Source organism: Rhodocyclaceae bacterium (genome assembly GCA_020248265.1).
Classification (GTDB): domain Bacteria; phylum Pseudomonadota; class Gammaproteobacteria; order Burkholderiales; family CAIKXV01; genus CAIKXV01.
On record JADCHX010000002.1, the window covers coordinates 314,095 to 334,343 of the forward strand.

Annotated in this window: 17 protein-coding genes; 8 read left to right on the forward strand and 9 right to left on the reverse strand. The window is 67.7% G+C overall.

All coding sequences use genetic code 11. The features are described from left to right. The first annotated feature begins 22 nt into the window (after positions 1-22). From ING98_02295 to rimO, 6 genes are all read left to right on the forward strand, one after another. Positions 23-1,030 carry an RluA family pseudouridine synthase gene (locus ING98_02295; GenBank protein ID MCA3100678.1) on the forward strand — a complete coding sequence of 336 codons (1,008 nt, stop codon included), beginning with the start codon at positions 23-25 and terminating at the stop codon, positions 1,028-1,030. After that, entirely contained in the window at positions 1,027-1,785 is a 759-nt protein-coding gene (pgeF, locus tag ING98_02300) for a peptidoglycan editing factor PgeF (GenBank protein ID MCA3100679.1), read from the forward strand. The genes ING98_02295 and pgeF overlap by 4 nt, the downstream gene beginning before the upstream one ends. After that, the gene (locus ING98_02305) at positions 1,782-3,452 is read left to right on the forward strand and encodes an alpha/beta fold hydrolase (protein MCA3100680.1); all 1,671 of its coding nucleotides are present in this window, start codon (positions 1,782-1,784) and stop codon (positions 3,450-3,452) included. Before pgeF ends, ING98_02305 begins: the two co-directional genes overlap by 4 nt. Positions 3,453-3,684: 232 nt before the next feature. After that, positions 3,685-4,428, forward strand: coding sequence for an acetoacetyl-CoA reductase (phbB, locus tag ING98_02310; GenBank protein MCA3100681.1), 744 nt, complete (start codon positions 3,685-3,687; stop codon positions 4,426-4,428). Between the two features lie 233 nt (positions 4,429-4,661). Continuing rightward, on the forward strand, positions 4,662-5,228 hold the full coding sequence (gene phaR, locus ING98_02315) for a polyhydroxyalkanoate synthesis repressor PhaR (GenBank protein ID MCA3100682.1): 567 nt from the start codon (positions 4,662-4,664) through the stop codon (positions 5,226-5,228). Between the two features lie 3 nt (positions 5,229-5,231). Then, complete coding sequence (gene rimO, locus ING98_02320) at positions 5,232-6,605, forward strand: 30S ribosomal protein S12 methylthiotransferase RimO (GenBank protein ID MCA3100683.1); 1,374 nt, start codon at positions 5,232-5,234, stop codon at positions 6,603-6,605. 45 nt (positions 6,606-6,650) lie between these two features. On the opposite strand, the gene ING98_02325 is transcribed toward rimO, so the two are convergent. Then, positions 6,651-8,651, reverse strand: a complete 2,001-nt coding sequence (locus tag ING98_02325) for an ATP-dependent DNA helicase (protein ID MCA3100684.1) — start codon at positions 8,649-8,651, stop codon at positions 6,651-6,653. Between the two features lie 146 nt (positions 8,652-8,797). On the opposite strand from ING98_02325, the gene ING98_02330 reads away from it, so the two are divergent. Both ING98_02330 and ggt read left to right on the forward strand, forming a co-directional pair. Next, entirely contained in the window at positions 8,798-10,447 is a 1,650-nt protein-coding gene (locus ING98_02330) for a DEAD/DEAH box helicase (protein ID MCA3100685.1), read from the forward strand. 68 nt (positions 10,448-10,515) lie between these two features. After that, the gene (gene ggt, locus ING98_02335) at positions 10,516-12,228 is read left to right on the forward strand and encodes a gamma-glutamyltransferase (protein MCA3100686.1); all 1,713 of its coding nucleotides are present in this window, start codon (positions 10,516-10,518) and stop codon (positions 12,226-12,228) included. Positions 12,229-12,265: 37 nt separating this feature from the next. Here the strand turns inward: ggt and rfaD are convergent, their stop codons facing one another. The 8 genes from rfaD to rpsA form a co-directional block, all read right to left on the reverse strand. Then, entirely contained in the window at positions 12,266-13,267 is a 1,002-nt protein-coding gene (gene rfaD, locus ING98_02340; protein ID MCA3100687.1) for an ADP-glyceromanno-heptose 6-epimerase, read from the reverse strand. Positions 13,268-13,269: 2 nt separating this feature from the next. Continuing rightward, positions 13,270-14,253 carry a D-glycero-beta-D-manno-heptose-7-phosphate kinase gene (rfaE1, locus tag ING98_02345; GenBank protein MCA3100688.1) on the reverse strand — a complete coding sequence of 328 codons (984 nt, stop codon included), beginning with the start codon at positions 14,251-14,253 and terminating at the stop codon, positions 13,270-13,272. After that, positions 14,250-15,596: a UDP-glucose/GDP-mannose dehydrogenase family protein gene (locus ING98_02350; GenBank protein ID MCA3100689.1), complete on the reverse strand. Its 1,347-nt coding sequence runs from the start codon at positions 15,594-15,596 to the stop codon at positions 14,250-14,252. Before ING98_02350 ends, rfaE1 begins: the two co-directional genes overlap by 4 nt. Positions 15,597-15,599: 3 nt before the next feature. Beyond that, the gene (gene pyrF / locus ING98_02355; GenBank protein ID MCA3100690.1) at positions 15,600-16,316 is read right to left on the reverse strand and encodes an orotidine-5'-phosphate decarboxylase; all 717 of its coding nucleotides are present in this window, start codon (positions 16,314-16,316) and stop codon (positions 15,600-15,602) included. A 92-nt stretch (positions 16,317-16,408) separates the two neighbouring features. Then, positions 16,409-17,584: a lipopolysaccharide assembly protein LapB gene (lapB, locus tag ING98_02360; GenBank protein ID MCA3100691.1), complete on the reverse strand. Its 1,176-nt coding sequence runs from the start codon at positions 17,582-17,584 to the stop codon at positions 16,409-16,411. Further along, positions 17,574-18,008 carry a DUF1049 domain-containing protein gene (locus tag ING98_02365; GenBank protein ID MCA3100692.1) on the reverse strand — a complete coding sequence of 145 codons (435 nt, stop codon included), beginning with the start codon at positions 18,006-18,008 and terminating at the stop codon, positions 17,574-17,576. The genes lapB and ING98_02365 overlap by 11 nt, the downstream gene beginning before the upstream one ends. 75 nt (positions 18,009-18,083) lie before the next feature. Beyond that, positions 18,084-18,371 carry an integration host factor subunit beta gene (locus ING98_02370; protein ID MCA3100693.1) on the reverse strand — a complete coding sequence of 96 codons (288 nt, stop codon included), beginning with the start codon at positions 18,369-18,371 and terminating at the stop codon, positions 18,084-18,086. Between the two features lie 9 nt (positions 18,372-18,380). After that, positions 18,381-20,123 (reverse strand): 30S ribosomal protein S1, encoded by a 1,743-nt coding sequence (gene rpsA, locus ING98_02375; GenBank protein MCA3100694.1) that lies wholly within the window; start codon positions 20,121-20,123, stop codon positions 18,381-18,383. Positions 20,124-20,249 lie beyond the last annotated feature (126 nt).

The following is a 20,249-nucleotide window of genomic DNA, read 5'->3' on the forward strand; positions in this document are numbered from 1 at the left end:
TCCGTTCCATGGCAAGCAATTGATTCGCCAACAGTATAGCCCGTCCCTTCCGTCACCCGACAGCGCACCGGAGCACCGTCCCGCGCACGACAGCGCCACCGCGCCGCAGCCGCTGGTGATCCCGGTATCCAGCGCCGGAGAGCGGATCGACCAGGCACTGGCCGCACTGCTGCCCGAGCACTCGCGCAGCCGGCTTCAGCAGTGGATACGCGACGGACGCGTGCTGGTCGACGGCCGCACGGTGCGCAGCGCAGACAAGGTCTGGGGCGGCGAGCGCCTGGACGTGTCGCCCGGGACCGACCCACGGCAGGATGCTGCGCTGCCCGAGGCGATCGCGCTGCAGGTCGTCCACGAAGACGAGGCGGTGATCGTGCTCGACAAGCCACCCGGGCTCGTCGTGCATCCCGGCAGCGGGAACTGGACGGGGACCCTGCTCAATGCCCTGCTGCACCACCATCCGCCGATCGAAGGACTGCCGCGCGCGGGCATCGTGCATCGCCTCGACAAGGACACCAGCGGGCTGATGATGGTCGCCAAGACACTGGTCGCACACACCGCGCTGGTGCGTGCGCTCGCCGCCCGCGAGGTCGAGCGCATCTACCAGGCGATCGTGGTCGGCATCCCGGCGCCATCGGGCGAAGTCGAACAACCGATCGGGCGCCACCCGGTCAACCGCGTGCGGATGGCGGTGGTCGCGGGCGGCCGTCCGGCCCTGACCCGCTTCCGCCTGCTCGAGGCGCTCGCCGGAGCGGCGCTGGTCGAATGCCGCCTGGCCACGGGCCGCACCCACCAGATCCGGGTGCACATGGAATCGCTCGGCCACCCGGTGCTCGGCGATCCGGTCTATGCACCGAAGGCAGGCCGCCTGGCACCCGCGCTGGCGGCCGCCTCCACGGCCCTGGACCGGCAGGCGCTGCATGCGGTGGAACTGGCCTTCGCACACCCGGTGACCGGGGCACAACTGCGTTTCCGTTCATCGCTGCCGGCCGACATCCGCGCGGCGCTCGAAGCCCTGCGCGCACCGGCATGACGGCCACCGGTTCCATCGCTGCAGCCGATCTGTTGGTGCCCGACTGGCCTGCACCGCCGGGTGTGCATGCGTTGTGCACCACCCGCAGCGGCGGGGTCAGCACCGGCCCGTACCGGTCGCTGAACCTCGGCACACGGACCGGCGACGATCCCGCCGCGGTAGCCGAGAACCGGCGCCGCCTCGATGCACTGCTGCCGGGGCCTGCGCGCTGGCTGCAGCAGGTCCACGGCAGCCAGGCCATCGCCGCGCATTCGATCGAGGCGCCACCGCAGGCCGATGCTTCGTTCACCGACCGTGGCAGTACCGTGTGCACGGTGATGATCGCCGACTGCATGCCGGTCCTGCTGTGCAGCGAAGACGGGCTTCGCGTCGGCGCCGTGCACTGCGGCTGGCGTGGCCTCGCGGGCGGAGCGATCGAGAACACGCTCGCCGCGATGGGCGTCGACGGGCAGCGCATCATCGCATGGCTCGGGCCCGCGATCGGCCCCGCCGCGTTCGAGGTCGGCGCAGACGTGCGCGATGCTTTCCTGGCGGCGGATCCATCGGATGCCGCTGCCTTCGTGCCGTCGCCGACGCTGCCCGGCAAATGGCACGCAGACCTGTTCGCGCTCGGCCGGCGCCGGCTGGCGCGTGCCGGGGTCGAGCGTGTGCATGGCGGCGGCCTGTGCACCGTGTCCGATCCGGACCGTTTCTTTTCCTACCGGCGCGACAAGGTGACCGGACGCATGGCCGCGCTCGTCTGGAGGGACGCGTGAACCACACGCCGGCCATCGCGCGTGCGTTCGCGACACTGGCGGCGGCACTGGAGCGCAAGCCCGGCACGTGGCAGGCGCTCGGCCGCGAGCTGACCGAACGCCACCTGGCGCTGTGGCAATCGGCGATCGGACAGCCCGCCCAGGCGGCGCCCGACCCGGAACTGCAGGCGCTGGCCGCTCGCGACCGCCGCTTCAACGCACCGGCCTGGCAATCCCACCCCTGGTTCGATTACCTGCGGCAGGCACAAATCCTCAACGAACGCTGGCTCGAAGGGGCAATCGCGGCGGCGGCCCTCGATCCCGCGAGCGAGCGGCACGCCCGCTTCTTCCTGCGCCAGTGGATCGATTCGATGTCGCCCGCGAATTTCGCGCCGACCAATCCGGAAGTGCTGGAGCTGGCGGCACGCAGCGGCGGAGACAGCCTCGCGCGCGGGCTGCAGCGCGCTGCCGAGGACGCGCGCCGTGGCGCCCTGACGATGACCGACGAACAGGCCTTCGAAGTCGGCCGCAACCTCGCGGTGACGCCGGGGGCGGTGATCCACCGCAACGAGATCGTCGAACTGATTCACTACCGCCCCGCAGGGCCGACCGTGCATGCGCGGCCGCTCGTGATCGTGCCACCGTTCATCAACAAGTACTACATCCTCGACCTGCAGCCAGGGAACTCGTTCGTGCGCTTTGCACTGGAACAGGGCTTCGATGTGTACATCCTGTCGTGGCGAAATGCACCGACGGAACTCGGCCACCTGCGCTGGGAGGACTATGCGCAGCGCGGCGTGCTCGAATCGATCCGTGTCGCGCTCGAGGTCTCGCGCAGCGCGCAGGCCAATGCGCTCGGATTCTGCGTCGGGGGTACGCTGCTGTCGACCGCGCTTGCCCTGGCCGCCGCCCGCGGCGAGCACCCGGTTGCATCGACGACCCTGCTGGCGACCCTGCTCGACTTCAGCGACGTCGGCGACATCGGCGTCTATATCGACCGCGACGCGGTCGAAGCCTGCGAGCGCCGGTTCGATCCGTCCGCTGCACCGGCGGTGATGAGCGGGCGCGACCTCGCGTTCACCTTCGCCAGCCTGCGCGCGAACGATCTGATCTGGCGCTTCGTGGTCGACCACTGGCTGAAGGGCAAGGCTCCGGAACCGTTCGACCTTCTCTACTGGAACAGCGACGGCAGCAGCCTGCCCGGCGTCCTCTACGCCTGGTACCTGCGCCACATGTACCTCGAGAACCGTCTGCGCCAGCCCGGCCGCGTGCAGCTCGACGGCGTCCCGCTCGACCTGCGGGCGATCCGGTCGGCCTGGTACCTGCTCGCGGCCGAGGAAGACCATATCGTGCCCTGGCGAACCGCGTGGCTGGCGCGCGGACTGCTGCGCGGCAGCCGGACGTTCGTGCTGGCCGCCAGTGGCCACATAGCAGGCGTCGTGAACCCGGCCTCGAAGAACCGCCGGCATTTCCTTGCAGCAGACGGTGCTGCCGGCTCACCGGCGCGCACGAAGACGCCCGAGGCCTGGCTCGCCGCGGCCAGCCGCCACGAAGGCAGCTGGTGGACGCACTGGGCGGGCTGGCTGAAGAAGCGCTCCGGCCGGCGTGTGAAGGCGCCCGACATCGATGCCGATCCGACACATCCGCCGCTCGATCGCGCGCCCGGGCGCTACGTCCTGGAACGCTGAACCGCACGACCTGGCCGGACTTGCAAGCGTCATTCATCTGGCACGCTTGCTGCTTCGCAGCAGCGGTTTTCGCCGGAGGCGGCGAAGGCTTGGGTTAACATCTTCGTCACGATACGTCGTTACCGTGCTGCTCCTTCCAACTGGCGGCCATCGGGTCTGCGATGCGATCCGGCGCGTGTCCAGACATGGTCGGACGAAGGATGCATTGTTCAACGAAGCAACGGAGGACCTGATGACGAAGCGAGTGGCACTGGTGACGGGCGGCATGGGCGGGCTGGGCGAGGCGATCGCGACCAAGTTGTCCAACATGGGCGACAAGGTGGTGGTCAGCTATTCGCCCGGCAACACGAAGGCTGCCGGCTGGCTGGCAGAGATGAAGGAGAAGGGACACGACATCTACGCCGTGCAGATCGACGTCTCGGACTTCGACTCCTGCGCTGCCGGCTGCGCGCAGGTGATGGCCGATGTCGGGCCGATCGACGTGCTGGTGAACAACGCCGGCATCACCCGCGACATGACCTTCAAGAAGATGGGCAAGGTCGACTGGGACGCGGTGCTGAAGACGAACCTCGACAGCGTGTTCAACATGTGCAAGCCGGTGGTCGACGGCATGGTCGATCGCGGCTGGGGACGCGTGGTCAACATCTCGTCGGTGAACGGCCAGAAGGGCGCGTTCGGCCAGACCAACTACTCGGCAGCGAAGGCCGGCATGCATGGCTTCACCAAGGCCCTGGCACTGGAAGTGGCGCGCAAGGGCGTTACCGTCAACACGATTTCGCCCGGCTACATCGGCACGAAGATGGTGATGGCGATCCCCAGGGAAGTGCTCGACACGAAGATCGTGCCGCAGATCCCGATGGGCCGGTTGGGCAAGCCGGAGGAGGTGGCTGGTCTGGTCGCCTATCTGTGCTCGGAAGAGGCGGCGTTCGTCACCGGCTCCAACATCGCGATCAACGGCGGCCAGCACATGTCCTGACCGGGGCGCCCTGCGGCTTGCGATTTCCATGAACCGATGGAAATCCATTAAAATCCGCGCCCCCGGGAAGCCTGCAGGGCCCATGTGGCGTGCGCTGTTCGCGCGTCGGTTGGCGCACGGCCGACAAGTCATGTCCGATCCGCCGGGCGATCGGCACCACGGCGAACAGGTGCATACTCGCCACTGCAGCATCGACGCTACCGTTGAACAGCCGGACGAGGGATCAAGGGACCATGAGCGACACGCCGCGCATCATCAAGAAGTACCCGAACCGCCGTCTCTACGACACCGCCACCAGCACCTACATCACGCTGGCCAACGTCAAGCAACTGGTCATCGAACAGACACCTTTTCAGGTGATCGACGCCAAGACGAACGATGACCTCACGCGCAACATCCTGCTGCAGATCATCCTCGACGAAGAGAACAGCGAGGCGCCGATGTTCTCGTCCGACATGCTGTCGCAGATGATCCGTTTCTACGGCAATGCGATGCAGGGCATGATGGGCAGCTACCTCGAGAAGAACATCCAGACGTTCATGGGCATCCAGCAGCAGTTGCAGGACCAGTCCCGCTCGCTGTACGGCAGCAACCCGATGGTGAACACCGAAGCCTGGAACCAGATCGTCAAGATGCAGGGTCCGGCGGTACAGAGCCTGATGAGCGGCTACCTGGAGCAGAGCGCGAAGATGTTCGTCGAGATGCAGCAACAGATGCAGAAGCAGACCCAGAACCTGTTCAGCGGCTTCCCGTTCCCCGGCTTCGGCGGCACTTCCGGCAGCAAGCCGGAAGAGAAGTAGGCGTTGCCTCCCGCGCGAGGGCGTCCCGGCAAGACCGGCGGCGCGGCGCAGTCGGACGCGCCCGCGGTGCCGCGGGTGGGCTTCGTGTCGCTGGGCTGCCCGAAGGCGCTCGTCGACTCCGAACGCATCCTTACCCAGCTCCGCGCCGAGGGCTACGCGATCTCGCCCGACTACGCCGGGTCAGACATGGTGATCGTCAACACCTGCGGCTTCATCGATGCCGCCGTCGAGGAATCGCTGGAGGCGATCGGCGAGGCCCTGGCGGAAAACGGCAAGGTGATCGTTACCGGCTGCCTCGGTGCCAAGGGCACGGTGGTACGCGACCACTTCCCGAACCTGCTGGCGGTCACTGGCCCGCATGCCACCGAAGCGGTGATGCAGGCAGTGCATGAGCACCTGCCGCATCCGCACGATCCGTTCACCGATCTGGTCCCGCCGCAGGGCATACGGCTGACGCCCAGGCACTATGCGTATGTGAAGATCTCGGAAGGCTGCAATCATCGATGCACCTTCTGCATCATCCCGTCGATGCGTGGCGACCTCGTCTCGCGGCCGGTCGGCGACGTGCTGCAGGAGGCAGAGAACCTCGTGCGCGCCGGCGTCAGGGAACTGCTGGTGATCTCGCAGGACACCTCGGCCTACGGCGTCGACGTCAAGTACCGTACCGGCTTCTGGGGCGGGCGCCCGGTGAAGACCCGCATGACCGAACTCGTCCACGCCATGTCCTCCCTCGGTGCCTGGGTGCGCCTGCACTACGTCTACCCTTACCCACATGTCGACGAGGTGATCCCCCTGATGGCCGAGGGCAAGGTGCTGCCCTACCTGGACGTTCCCTTCCAGCATGCCAGCCCGCGCATCCTCAAGCTGATGAAACGTCCTGCCAGCGCCGAGAACAACCTCGCCCGCATCCGCGCCTGGCGCGCAGCCTGTCCGGACCTGACCATCCGCAGCACGTTCATCGCCGGCTTCCCCGGCGAGACGGAAGCCGAGTTCGAACAGCTCCTCGAATTCCTGGAAGAAGCACAGCTCGACCGTGTCGGCTGCTTCGCCTATTCGCCGGTCGAAGGCGCGGCCGCCAACGCCCTGCCCGACCCCGTGCCGGACGAGGTCCGCGAAGAACGGCAGGCGAGGTTCATGGAGGTACAGGCGCGCATCAGCGCCGCCCGGCTCGCGCGCAAGGTCGGCACGACGGTTCGGGTGCTGGTCGATTCGGCCGAGGGCACCCGCGCCGTCGGCCGCAGCGCCGCGGATGCACCCGAGATCGACGGGCTGGTCCATGTAGCGCGGGCGCGCGGCGCCAGGCCGGGCGACTTCATCGACGTCAAGGTCACCCGCGCCGACGAGCACGACCTGCACGGCAGCCGGGTCGGCGACTGAGGGCGGCGACCGGCGCATGGCCGCCGCGCGTCCTCGAAATCCCGCTCAGTCCCGGAAGAACGCCTGCACCGGGGCCAGCTCGCGCGTGAGCTTCATCGGCGGCAGGCTCTTCAGGATCTTTCGTCCGTAGCCCTTGGACATCAGCCGCGGGTCGCAGATCATCAGCACGCCACGGTCGGTCTCATCGCGGATCAGACGGCCTGCGCCCTGCTTGAGCGTGATCGCCGCGTCCGGCAGCTGGATCTGCGCGAACGCGTTGCCGCCGTTGCGGTTCATGTGTTCGATGCGTGCGGCGAGCACCGGGTCGTCCGGCGGCGCAAACGGCAACTTGTCGATCACCACCAGCGACAGGGCGTCGCCGCGCACGTCGACGCCTTCCCAGAACGAATGGCTGGCCACCAGCACGGCGTTGCCGCGCGTGCGGAACTGCTCGAGCAGTTCGGTACGCGAGGCCTCACCCTGGACCATCAGCGGGAACAGCAGTCCGCGGCGCCGGAAGGCCTCGTCGAGCAACTGGTGCGCGGCGCGCATGGCGCGCAGGCTCGTGCACAGCAAGAACGCGCGGCCCCCTGCTGCCTCGATCACCGGCAACGCGGCCTCGACGACCGCACGCACGTAATCGGCGGTATTGGGTTCCGGCATCCCGGTGGGCACATACAGCATCGACTGGCGCGGAAAATCGAACGGACTCGGCCAGGTCGCGCATTCCGCATCCGACAGCCCGAGCGCACCCGCGTAGTGGCTGAAGTCGCCCTCGATCGACAGCGTCGCGGACGTGAACACCCAGGCCTTCGGATGGCCGCCGTTGCCGCCGAGCTGCTGGCGGAAGATGCGGGCGATCGACAGCGGCGTGGCATGCAGTTGCAGCGACTGCGCGAAGGTCTCGCCCCAGAGTACCCAGCCGGCGTCGTCGTCCGCGCCGGCACCGTCACCTTCGTCCTGATCCGGACGTCCCGCGCGTACGGTCTCCGCGACTGCCTGCACATGCCAGCGCGACAGGCGGCGGAACAGTTCATCGCAGCGCTCGGCGCACTTGCCGAGCCCTTCGCTGCGCTCGCCCTGCTCCGCCAGGTGCCCGGACAGCGCCTCGAGCGCAGCCAGCAGCTGTTCCAGCGCGGGGAGGAACGAAGCACGCTCACGCAGCAAGCGGAGCGTCAGGCGGCCGGCATCCTCGCGCACCGCGAGGCGGAGGTCGCGCGCCGCCTTTTCCAGCACGCCGGCAGCCAGCGGCAGCGGCGCATAGTCGCGGGCGCCCGCAAGCCCCTCGGCCCGCGTGTCGCGTGCCAGGTCCAGCAGTTGCGAGGTCGATACCGATTCGCCGAAGAACATGCTGGCGGTGTCTGGCAGCGCATGGGCTTCGTCGAAGATCACGGCGTCGCAGGTCGGCAGCAGTTCGGCAAAACCGGTGTCACGCAGGGCGACGTCGGCGAAGAACAGGTGATGGTTCACCACGACGAGGTCGGCGGCGAGCGCGTTGCGCCTCGCCTCCATCACGAAGCACTGCTGGAACTGCGGACATTCCGCGCCGAGACAGTTCTCGCGCGTGGACGTGGCCATCGCCCACGCCGGTGCGTTGTCGGGTACGGCCGCGAGTTCGCTGCGATCGCCCGACTTGCTGGTGGCGGCGAAACGCTCGATTTCCCGGAAATGCCGCACGTCCTGCGCGTTGCCGAAAAGGCCCTCGCGCGCGTTGCGCCCAAGGTGGTAGTGGCACACATAGTTCGAGCGCCCTTTCAGCAGAGCCACCGAAACCGGTACGTTGAGCGCCGCACGCACCAGCGGCAGGTCGCGGTCGAACAGCTGGTCCTGCAGCGTCTTGGTACCTGTCGAGATGATCACCTTGCCGCCGGAGAGCAATGCCGGCACCAGATAGGCGAAGGTCTTGCCAGTCCCGGTGCCGGCCTCCGCGACCAACACTCCGTTGCTGTCCAGCGCGCGCGCGATCGACTCGGCGAGTTCCACCTGCCCGGGTCTCGGGCGGTAGCCGGGCACCGCGCGGGCGAGCGGCCCACCGGCGGAAAAGACGTGTTCGAGACTGGAGTTCAGGACGCGGAACCGGTTGCTTCGGGTTGTCGCTGATGATCGCACGGGCCACCGCAGGGCGGGCGCCGGGAACAGGCGCCCAGTCGCCGATACCGGCACACCGGCCCGGCTTCGCGTGTCGAGCAGGGCGCGTGCTATGCTTACGGGTTATGGCGAGTACAGAACAAACCGATCAGACATCAGCCGAGAACGGCGTGAGCAACGGCGAAGCGCAGAACGTTCGCCCGACGGCCGTCCCCGAACCCTCGCCAGCGCTGGCGCAGATCGCGGCCGCTCCAGCAGCGCCGTCAACGGAGCCGCCTCCCGTGGTGCAGTTCCGCGACCTCGGCCTGGCCCCGGAAATCCTTCGCGCGCTCGACGAACTCGGCTACAAGGTGCCGACGCCGATCCAGACTCAAGCCATCCCGCATGTGTTGCGTGGCATCGACCTGCTCGGCGGCGCGCAGACTGGCACTGGCAAGACCGCGGCCTTCGCGCTGCCGATGCTGCAGCGGCTGCGCGTGCACGCGAACAACAGCGTGTCGCCCGCGCGCCACCAGGTACGCGCGCTGATCCTCGCCCCGACGCGCGAACTGGCCGCCCAGGTCGAAGAAAACGTCCGTGCGTACTCGAAGTACACGATGCTGCGCGTGACCTGCGTGTTCGGCGGCGTCTCGATCGACCCGCAGATCGCCCAGCTGCGCGCGGGTGTCGAGATCGTGGTCGCCACACCGGGTCGCCTGCTCGACCATATCCAGCAGAAGACCCTTTCGCTGTCCCAGGTCGAATACCTGGTGCTCGACGAGGCGGATCGCATGCTCGACATGGGCTTCATGCCCGACATCAAGCGGATCCTCGCGCTGTTGCCGGAGCGGCGGCAGAGCCTGCTGTTCTCGGCCACGTTCCCCGAAGAGGTGAAGCGCCTGTCCGAGCAGCTGCTCAAGTCGCCGATCCGCATCGAGGTGGCACGCCCGAACGCGACCGCCGAGACGATCACGCACATCATCCATCGCTGCGACGACGGCAACAAGCGCCGCCTGCTGTCGCACCTGGTACGCAGCCGCAGCCTGACGCAGGTGCTTGTCTTCACGCGTACCAAGCAGACCGCACGCAGGCTCACCGTATCGCTGCAGCAGGAAGGGTTGTCCGCTGCCGAGATCCACAGCGACAAGACGCAGGCCGAGCGGATGCAGGCGCTGGCCGACTTCAAGGCAAACCGGATCACGCTTCTGGTTGCCACGGACATCGCCGCGCGCGGGCTCGACATCGATCACCTGCCGCACGTCATCAACTACGAGCTGCCGCAGTCGGCCGAAGACTACGTGCACCGCATCGGGCGCACCGGACGCGCTGGCATGCTGGGCGAGGCGATCTCCCTGGTCAGCCCGGGCGAAGACGAAATGCTCGCCAGCATCGAGAAGCTGATCAAGCGCAAGCTGCCCGTGTGCGAGGTAGAAGGCTGGACACCGTCCGTCCGTCCCGGCCCCGGTCTCGGCGGCGGACATGAACGCGAACGACCCCAGCGCGATGGCGATCGCGGTGGACGCCCTGGCGCGTCGCACGGGCGCTCCTCGGCGCCTGCGTCCGAACGTCCCGCGCGCGGTGAACCGATGCGCGAACGCGGCCGTCCCTCCGACAGGCCGGCGCCGGTCGGTGCACGACGGCGTATCCCGGACGATCCGCTGTTCACCACCGCCTACGTGCCGCCGCCACTGCAAGAAAAGCCCGCGCTCGCCAGCCCCGCCGGTCAGGCCGCCATCGTCCGCCGCCGCCGGTCGCCGGTGCCGGCGCTGCTGGCGGCACCGCCCGAGTCGGCCTGACCGGTACGACGATGCGGTTGCCCGGTCGCCTTGCCGGTGCAGCCCGTGCGATCGTGGCCGCTGGCACGATCGCGCTGGCACTCGTGCCAGCGAGCCTCTCCGCGCTGCTGTCCACTGCAGCGCCCGCGCGGGCGGCGGCGCAGGGCGAACCGGCTGCCCGGCCGGCTCCGGTACCGGCTTCGCGCGAAGGCATCGCCTCTGCGCACCCGCTGGCGAGCGAAGCCGGCCGCCAGGTACTCGCCGCAGGCGGCAATGCCTTCGACGCCGCGATCGCGGTCGCCGCCGCGCTTGCGGTCGTCGAGCCCTATTCCTCGGGCATCGGTGGTGGCGGGTTCTTTCTGCTGCACAGGGCGCATGACGGCCATCAGGTGATGGTCGACGCGCGCGAGACCGCACCCGCCGCAGCCGATGCGCACATGTATGTCGACGAATCCGGGCGTGCAGTACCGCGCGCGTCGCTGGATGGCGCACGTGCGGCGGCGATCCCGGGACTGCCGGCAGGGATCGTGCACCTCTCCCGGCAGTACGGGCGGCTGCCGCTCGCGCGTTCACTGGCACCGGCGATAGGGCTCGCGCGCGACGGCTTCACGGTGGATGCCCGATTCGCGACCGTCGCCCGCCTGGCCTCCGCGCGCCTGCAGCGCGACGCACGTACTGCAGCCGTCTTCATGCCCGCAGGCCGCGCGCTCGCGGAGGGAGACCACCTGCGCCAGCCCGCGCTCGCCGCGACGCTCGAGCGGCTCGCGAGGGACGGCCACGCCGGCTTCTATGCGGGCCCGGTCGCTGCCGAACTGGTTGCCTCGGTGCGCGCCGACGGCGGGATCTGGCAAGCGCACGACCTCGCCGCCTATGCCGTCGTCGAACGCCCGCCGATGCGGTTCGAGTACCGCGGCGCCACGATCACCGCGGCTGCGCTACCGTCGTCCGGCGGCGTGGTGATTGCACAGAGCCTGGCTATGCTGTCGCGGTTCGGCGCGCTGGAGCACCGGTCGCCGGCAGGCGCACACCTGGTTTCCGAGGCGCTGCGGCGTGCATTCGATGAGCGGGCCCGCTGGCTCGGTGACCCCGACTACGACCCGGTACCCCTCGACCGGCTGCTGTCGGAAGCGCACCTGCGCGCGCGCGGGGCCGATATCGATCCTCTGCAGGCGACCCCGAGCAGCCGCCTGGGCGACAGCCCGGCTGCGCGCGGGAGCACCGACACGACCCACCTGTCGGTGGTAGACCGCGACGGCAACCGGGTCGCGGCGACGCTCACGATCAACACGCTGTTCGGCTCCGGGTTCATCGCCGGCAGCACCGGCGTGCTGTTGAACAATGAAATGGACGACTTCGCGCTGCCCGGTGCACAGCCGAACGCCTACGGGCTGACCGGGCGCGAAGCGAACCGGATCGAACCCGGAAAGCGTCCCCTGTCCAGCATGACGCCGATGTTCGTCGAGACGGCCCGCGGCGTCCATGTCCTGGGGGCGCCCGGAGGCTCACGCATCATCAGCATGCTGCTGCTGGCGGTGCTCGACATCACCTCCGACGATCCACCCTCGCCGGCCGTGCTGGTGGCACGGCCACGCTATCACCACCAGTTCAGGCCTGACCGGATCGAGGTCGAGCCGGGTGCGTTTGCCGACGACTGGATCGACGCGCTGCGCAGCCGGGGCCATGCAGTCACGATCGGTGGCCGTGCGTGGGGCAACATGCAGGTCGTCCACATCGACAGAGCCAGCGGCGAGGTCAGCACGGCGAGCGATCCGCGCGGGCGCACCGGGATCGCCTGGTTCTGATCCACGCCGCCCCGCAAGGCCTGCGTAGCCGCGCAGCTTACGCAGCGCGCGCGAGATGGTCCACGTAGCGCACGACGCCCTCGCCCACACCCGCGAACGGCGCAGCATAGCCGGTGCGCCGCAGCAGCGACAGGTCGGCTTCGGTGAAACTCTGGTACTTGCGCGCGAGGTCGGCGGGCATCGGGAAATACTCGATCAGCCCCGCGGCCCGCATCGCGTCGAGCGACAGCGAGCCCTGGTCGTGCTGCGCGCGGCAGGCGTTCACGGTCGCTACCGCGACATCGTTGAACGTCTGCGCCCGGCCGGTCCCGCAGTTGTAGATCCCGCTGGCGTCGGCCTTGCCGAGGAAATGCATGTTCACCGACACCACGTCGTCGACCGATACGAAGTCGCGCCGCTGTTCGCCATCGCCGTAGCCAGCGGAGCCTGCGAACAGGCGGACCTTGCCGGTGGCCCGGTACTGGTCGAAGAAATGCATGGCCACCGACGCCATCCGCCCCTTGTGGCGCTCGCCGGGGCCGTACACGTTGAAGTAGCGCAGCCCGACGATCGGAGCAGTTCGCACGGCGAGTTGCCGGCGTACGACCTGGTCGAGCAGGAACTTGGAATAGCCGTAGACATTCAGCGGCCGCTCGAACTCGCGCGACTCGCGGAACACGCCGCTCCCGCCGTAAACCGCAGCCGACGATGCGTACACCAGCGGCACCTCCTCGGCCTGGCAGAACTCGATCAGTTCAGCCGTCCAGCGGTAGTTGTTGTCCATCATGTAGCGCCCGTCGGACTCGACCGTGTCAGAGCAGGCCCCCTGGTGCAGCACGGCCTCGATACCGCCTTCGAACGCACCGTTCGACAAGGCCTCGAAGAAGTCCTTCTTGTCGAAGTAATCGGCGATCTCGCAGTCGACCAGGTTGCTGAACTTGTCGCCGCGCGTGAGGTTGTCGACTGCGATGATGTCCCGCTCGCCACGCGCATTGAGCGCCCGCACGAGGTTGGACCCGATGAACCCGGCCGCGCCGGTGACGATGTAGTAGCCTGCCATCTTCAGTTTCCTTCCTGCATGGGCGCAGCGAGTTCTTCCGGATGCACGACCGCCGTGCCCAGCTTGCCGACGACGATTCCCGCGGCGCGGTTGGCCACGCGCATTGCCTCCGGCAGCGCTGCGCCGCAGGCGAGCATCACGCCGATAGTCGCAATCACCGTGTCGCCGGCCCCGCTGACGTCGTAGACCTCGCGCGCATGCGTCGGCTGGTGATGCATGCCGTCGGCGTCGAACAGCGTCATGCCTTCCTCGCTACGCGTGACGAGCAGGGCTTCGAGGCCGAGGTCGGCGCGCATGCGTTGTGCCTTGTCGGCCAGGGCAGCGTCGCCGCTCCAGTTCCCGGCAACCTGCCGGAACTCGCTGCGGTTGGGCGTGAGCAGCGTGGCACCACGGTAGCGCTGGTAATCCTCCCCTTTCGGGTCGACCAGCACAGGCTTGTTCGCCGCGCGAGCCGCCGCGATCATCCGTTCGATGTGGGCGAGCCCACCCTTGGCGTAATCGGACAGGATCACCACGTCCGACTCGGGCAGCGCCTCCTCGAACGCGGCGAGCTTGGCGGCCAGCACCTCGTGGCTCGGCAGCGTTTCGAAATCGATGCGCATCAGCTGCTGCTGCCGACTGATCACCCGCAGCTTGACCGTGGTCGAGATGGTCCGGTCGCAGTGCATGTCGGCGACCACGCGCTCTGCACCGAGCAGGCGCTCGAGCGTGGCGCCCGCCTCGTCATCGCCGACCACGCACAGCAGCCGCGTACGCGCGCCTAGAGCGGCTGCGTTGCGTGCCACATTCGCCGCTCCGCCGGGCCGCTCCTCGCTGCGCTCGATGCGCACCACCGGCACCGGCGCCTCGGGGGAAATACGCTCGACCGCGCCGAACCAGTAGCGGTCGAGCATCACGTCACCGACCACCAGTACGCGGCCCGTGCTGGCGCGTTCATGGGAATAGACGCCCGGATGCGAACCCTCGGGGCGCGGAGGGTTCTTCATGGTGCCTCGGACGCCTTCGACTGCGCCCGACCAGTCGGGTAGTACTCGATCCCGGCGTCGGTCACCATCGCGGGATCGTACAGGTTGCGCCCGTCGATGATCACCGGATGCCTGAGCTCGCGGCGGATCGACTCGAAATCGGGGCTGCGGAATTCCTTCCATTCGGTGACCACGAGCAGTGCATCGCAGCCTTGCAGCGCGGCATGTGCGCTGTCGAAGAACGTGACGCCGGCGCGCGCCTCGAGCAGACCACGCGCGACATCCATGGCCACTGGATCGTAGGCGTTCACGGTGGCACCCCGCGCGAGAATCGCGTCGATGATCACCAGGCTAGGCGCCTCGCGCATGTCGTCGGTGTTCGGCTTGAACGCGAGCCCCCAGAGCGCGAAGCGCCGGCCGGCGAGCGACTCGCCGAAGCGCGCCACGACCTTGTCGACCAGCACCTGCTTCTGCCGTTCGTTCACGTCGTGCACCGCTTCCAGGATGGCCAGTTCCATGCCGTACTGCTGCGCGGTCCGGCGCAGCGCCCGCACATCCTTCGGAAAGCACGATCCTCCGAAGCCGGCACCGGGATACAGGAAGTGGTAGCCGATGCGGGGATCGGAACCGATGCCCTTGCGCACCTGCTCGATGTCCGCCCCGAGCCGCTCCGCCAGGTTGGCCAGTTCGTTCATGAAGGAGATACGTGTCGCGAGCATCGCGTTGGCTGCGTACTTGGTGAGTTCGGCCGAGCGCACGTCCATCACGATCAGCCGCTCGTGGTTGCGCTGGACCGGTGCGTACAGCTCGCGCATGATGCGCAGCGCGCGCTCGTCGTCCACGCCGAGCACGACGCGGTCGGGCCGCATGAAGTCCTCGACCGCCGCACCCTCCTTCAGGAACTCGGGATTGGACACCACGCTGAACGGATACGATACGCCGCGCCGCGCGAGTTCTCCGGCGATCGCCTCGCGCACGAGATCGGCGGTACCCACCGGTACCGTGGACTTGTCGACGATCACGCGATAGCCGTCGAGGTACTGGCCGATCGACCTTGCCGCGGCGATCACGTGCTGCAGGTCGGCCGAGCCATCTTCCCCCGGCGGCGTGCCGACGGCGAGGAACTGCACCCGGGCGAACGCTGCGGCCTGCTGCGGGTCGGTCGTGAAGGTCAGGCGCCCGGCGGCGACATTGCGCTTGACGATCGCCTCCAGCCCCGGCTCGTGGATCGGGATGCCGCCGGCCCGTAACTGCGCGATCTTGCGCTCGTCGATATCGAGGCACAGAACATCGTTGCCGAGGTCGGCGAAGCAGGCGCCCGAGACGAGGCCCACGTATCCGGTACCGATCACCGTCAGTTTCATCGGCTAGCCCCCGGTCTGTTCGATGATCGAGGACAGTGCCTCAACAGGATCGGCCGCCTGTGTGATCGGCCGTCCGATGACCAGGTAGTGCGCCCCGGCGGCGACCGCCTCCGCCGGCGTCGCGATGCGCGACTGGTCGTCGGCCGCGGCTGTCGGCGGCCGCACGCCCGGGGTAACCAGCACGAAACCCGGCCCGCAATGCTCACGCAGCAGGCGTGCCTCACGCGGGGAACACACCACGCCGTCCATGCCGCTGTCCCTGGCGAGAAGCGCCAGCCTGAGCACCTGCGCTTCCGGATCGGCGGGCACCCCGACCTCGGCAAGATCGCGTGCATCCATGCTGGTGAGAACCGTCACCGCGACCAGCAGCGGACGCCGGCTGAACGGGGCGAGCGCCTCGCGCGCGGCTTCCATCATCCGCCGTCCGCCGCTCGCATGCACATCGAGCATCCAGGCCCCGTCCGAGGCTGCTGCGCGGCAGGCGGCCGCCACGGTGTTCGGAATGTCGTGGAACTTCAGGTCGACGAACACCTCGAAGCCCATCGCGCGCAGCCGCGTCACCAGCAGAGGGCCGCCGGTCGTGAACAGTTCCTTGCCAACCTTCACGCGACAGCGGCGAGGGTCGAGCCGACGCGCCATCTCGAGCGCTGCGTCGGCGCTGGCGAGATCGAGCGCGACGATCACGCGCGGTCCGATCGGAAAGGAGGACTGGTCGGTCATCGTCAGGGTCATGGAATGGACTTGAAGTTCATGAGAGGTGCCACAGTACAGGGGCAAAGTGACCCTTGCAGGACAGCGGATCGAAAAGCCCTTCAGACGCTCAATTCACGTTCCTCGGTACGTTTCGGCGAATAGGTCTCCCAGCCGCGGCAGGCCGGGCAGTGCCAGTAGAACTGGCGGGCCTTGAAGCCGCACTGGTCGCAGCGATACATCGCCAGGCTGCGCGTCTGCTGCTGCACCACGTTGCGGATGAGTTCGAGGTCGGCACGCTGTTCGATCGGCGTGGTGACCAGTTGCGCCTCGAGCAGCTTGCCGAGCCCGATCAACGTCGGAGTGCGCTTCAGTTCGTCGCGCACCAGCCGGTAGGCGTCCTCGGCCCCCTGCTGCTCTAGGGTCGCCTGGAACACCACGGCCATCAGGTCGAGGGACGGATGGTTCGCCAGGTAGTACTGAAGCAGACGCAGGCCGACCTCGGGCTTTTCGAGGGTCCGGTAGGCATTCAGCAGCCGTTCAGCGACCATCGACAGATAGGCCGGATTCTGCGACTCGATCCGCTTCCAGGCGTCGATTGCCGCCTCGACCTGCCCGGTCGCCAGTTCGATGTCGCCGAGCAGGATGCTTGCACGGACGCTCTTGCGGTGGCCGGCCAGCGCTTTTTCGAGGTGGTGGCTGGCCTCCTCGGGGCGGGCATGGGCGAGTTCGTTGGCGGCCAGCTCGCAATAGTAGTTGGCGATGTCCATCTGGAACGAGCGCCCGTCGCGCGATTCGGCGCGGCGCGCTGTCTCGATCGCGCGCTCCCACTCGCGTTCCTGTTCGTAGATCTCGAGCAGAGCAAGCGCCGCGAGATCCTCCCTCGCCGTGCCTTCGAGCTTTCTGAAAAGCTCCTCGGCGCGGTCGAGCAGGCCAGCCTTCAGGTAGTCCTGGGCGAGTTCGTAGATCGCGTCCAGCCGCTGCTCGGCAGGCAGGTCTTCCCGGTCGACCAGGCTCTGGTGCATGCGGATCGCCCGCTCGACCTCGCCGCGCCGGCGGAAAAGGCTGCCCAGCGCGAAGTGCAGCTCGACGGTCTGGGGGTCGACCTTGACGACCTCGATGAACGCCTCGATCGCCTTGTCCTGCTGCTCGTTGACCAGGAAGTTGATGCCGCGAAAATAGGAGACCGGCAGCGCTCGCGACTCGGTCACCAGTTGCTTGATGTCGATGCGCGCAGCAAGCCATCCCAGACCGAAGAACGTCGGGAAGGCGAGCAGCCACCAGTACTCAAAGTCCATGGGGCACCGGGCGGACAGCGGCCGTACCGCCGGCCGTCGGCAGCGCTGTATCCGCTGTCGCCGGTGCGGCTGGCGCCAGCACCGCGAGTTCGCCACGCAGTCGGTCGCGTTCGACGCACAGATCGTCGCGTTCGTGACGCAGCGCGACCGCTTCCGCCCGTGCGCGCGATCCGTCGCGGCGCAGGCGGAACGCATACCCCGCCATGGCCAGCACGCCGAAAAACGCGCCGGCACAGAGCGCGGCCACCAGGGCGAGCGCGAGCGACGTCTCGACCTCGCGCCCGAGGAAGAAACGGAGCGTGACCGGCTCGCTGTTCTTGACCGCCAGCACGAAAACGAGTGCGAACAGGCCCAGCTTGATCGCAAGCGCCACGTAACCGAGCAGGCGCTGCAGCGCGGAAGGTCTGCCGGGCGGTACCGGCAAAGGCGCCCCGTTGCTGGCAACCGACTCCCGTGCAGGAAAGCTAGGCACGAGGGGAAGAATCCGGGTCGACGGCGCTCACGCGCCGGCGACGTCGACGCGTTCGCGCAATTCCTTGCCTGCCTTGAAGTGCGGCACGTGCTTTGCAGGCACGTGCACCTTCTCGCCGGACTTCGGATTGCGTCCGACCCGGGGCGGTCGGTAGTTGAGGGCGAAACTGCCGAACCCGCGGATCTCGATTCGATGCCCGTCCGCGAGGCTGTGCGCCATCGTGTCCAGTATCATCTTGACCGCGAGCTCGGCGTCCTTCGCGACCAGTTGCGTATGACGCGCCGCAAGGTTGGCGATCAGCTGCGACTTGGTCATGGCGGACGATTACTCCGACTTGTTGTCGAGTTTGGCCTTCAACAGCGCGCCCAGGTTGGTCAGGCCCGCATTGGACGGCTGCTCTCGGGTGACCTGCTGCATCGCCGATGCTTCGTCGGCCATTTCCTTGGCCTTGATCGACAGGTTGATGCCGCGGTTCTTGCGGTCGATGTTGATCACCATGACGGTGATCACGTCGCCTTCCTTCAGGTGCGTGCGGATGTCTTCCACCCGGTCGCGCGCCACTTCGGAAGCCCGCAGGTAGCCTTCGACCTCGCCCTCGAGCATGATCACGGCGCCCTTCGGATCGATCGCCTTCACCGTGCCGCTGACGATGCTGTTCTTGTCGTAGCGCGAGACGAAGCTGTTGAACGGATCGCCCTCGAACTGCTTGATGCCCAGCGAGATGCGCTCGCGCTCGACATCGATCGACAGCACCATCGCCTCGACCTCGTCGCCCTTCTTGTAGTTGCGCACGGCCTCTTCGCCCGGCGCCGACCACGACAGGTCGGACAGGTGCACCAGGCCGTCGATGCCGCCCGGCAGGCCGATGAACACGCCAAAGTCGGTGATCGACTTGATCTGGCCGGCGACCTTGTCGCCCTTCTTGAAGGTCATCGAGAACTCGTCCCACGGGTTCGCCATGCACTGCTTGATGCCCAGCGAAATACGGCGGCGGTCTTCGTCGATCTCGAGGATCATGACTTCGACTTCCTCGCCGACCTGCACGACGCGGCCCGGGTTGACGTTCTTGTTCGTCCAGTCCATCTCGGATACGTGCACCAGGCCTTCGATACCCTGCTCGATCTCGACGAACGCACCGTAGTCGGTGATGTTGCTGACCTTGCCGAACAGGCGGGTGCCCGACGGATAGCGGCGCGAGATGCCGACCCACGGATCTTCGCCGAGCTGCTTCAGGCCCAGGGAGACGCGGTTCTTCTCCTGGTCGAACTTGAGCACCTTGGCCTCGACTTCATCGCCGACCGCCAGAACTTCCGACGGATGCTTGACCCGGCGCCAGGCCAGGTCGGTGATGTGCAGCAGGCCGTCGATGCCGCCGAGGTCGACGAACGCACCGTAGTCGGTGATGTTCTTGACGATGCCCTTGACGACCGAACCTTCCTTCAGCGTCTCGAGCAACTGCTGGCGCTCGGCGCCCTGCGTCTGCTCCAGCACGGCACGGCGCGAAACGACCACGTTGTTGCGCTTGCGGTCGAGCTTGATGACCTTGAAGTCGAGCAGCTTGCCCTGGTAGGCGGAGGTGTCCTTGACGGGACGCAGGTCGACCAGCGACCCCGGAAGGAAGGCACGAATGCCATCCATCATGACGGTCAGGCCGCCCTTGACGGCACCGTTGACCATGCCCTGCACCACCGAGCCGGTGTTGTGCGCATCTTCCAGAGCTAGCCAGGCGGCCAGCCGTTTGGCCTTGTCGCGCGACAGGCGGGTCTCGCCGTGACCATCCTCCAGCGATTCGATCGCCACGCTGACGAAATCGCCGGCCTGCACTTCGACTTCGCCGCGGTCGTTGTGGAACTCCTCGACCGGGATGTAGCTCTCGGACTTGAGTCCTGCGTTGACGACCACGTAGTTGGGGTCGACACGGACCACCTCGGCGGTGATCACCTCACCCTGGCGCATTTCCTTGCGCAACAGGCTTTCTTCGAACAGGGCGGCGAAGCTCTCCGGCGGATGCTGGGAGATGGCGTTGGAGACGGCGGAGGCAGCAGCAGAAGCGGTGGCGGTTGACATGCGGTAGGTGACCTGTGTTTTCTGTTTCCGGGTTCGCACCGGGGTGGGTAAGGAGAAGAATCCGGCCCTGTCCCATGACGGCACCCGGTTGCGGCGAACACGCTACCGGGCGACAGGGAGTGCTCC

Coding starts and splice junctions, on each gene's coding strand:
- lapB (MCA3100691.1), bottom strand. CDS start 17,584: ATGGACTTTGAGTACTGGTGGCTGCTCGCCTTCCCGACGTTCTTCGGT.
- ING98_02370 (MCA3100693.1), bottom strand. CDS start 18,371: ATGACCAAGTCGCAGCTGATCGCCAACCTTGCGGCGCGTCATACGCAA.
- phaR (MCA3100682.1), top strand. CDS start 4,662: ATGAGCGACACGCCGCGCATCATCAAGAAGTACCCGAACCGCCGTCTC.
- rpsA (MCA3100694.1), bottom strand. CDS start 20,123: ATGTCAACCGCCACCGCTTCTGCTGCTGCCTCCGCCGTCTCCAACGCC.
- ING98_02330 (MCA3100685.1), top strand. CDS start 8,798: ATGGCGAGTACAGAACAAACCGATCAGACATCAGCCGAGAACGGCGTG.
- pyrF (MCA3100690.1), bottom strand. CDS start 16,316: ATGACCGACCAGTCCTCCTTTCCGATCGGACCGCGCGTGATCGTCGCG.
- rfaE1 (MCA3100688.1), bottom strand. CDS start 14,253: ATGAAGAACCCTCCGCGCCCCGAGGGTTCGCATCCGGGCGTCTATTCC.
- pgeF (MCA3100679.1), top strand. CDS start 1,027: ATGACGGCCACCGGTTCCATCGCTGCAGCCGATCTGTTGGTGCCCGAC.
- rfaD (MCA3100687.1), bottom strand. CDS start 13,267: ATGGCAGGCTACTACATCGTCACCGGCGCGGCCGGGTTCATCGGGTCC.
- phbB (MCA3100681.1), top strand. CDS start 3,685: ATGACGAAGCGAGTGGCACTGGTGACGGGCGGCATGGGCGGGCTGGGC.
- ING98_02350 (MCA3100689.1), bottom strand. CDS start 15,596: ATGAAACTGACGGTGATCGGTACCGGATACGTGGGCCTCGTCTCGGGC.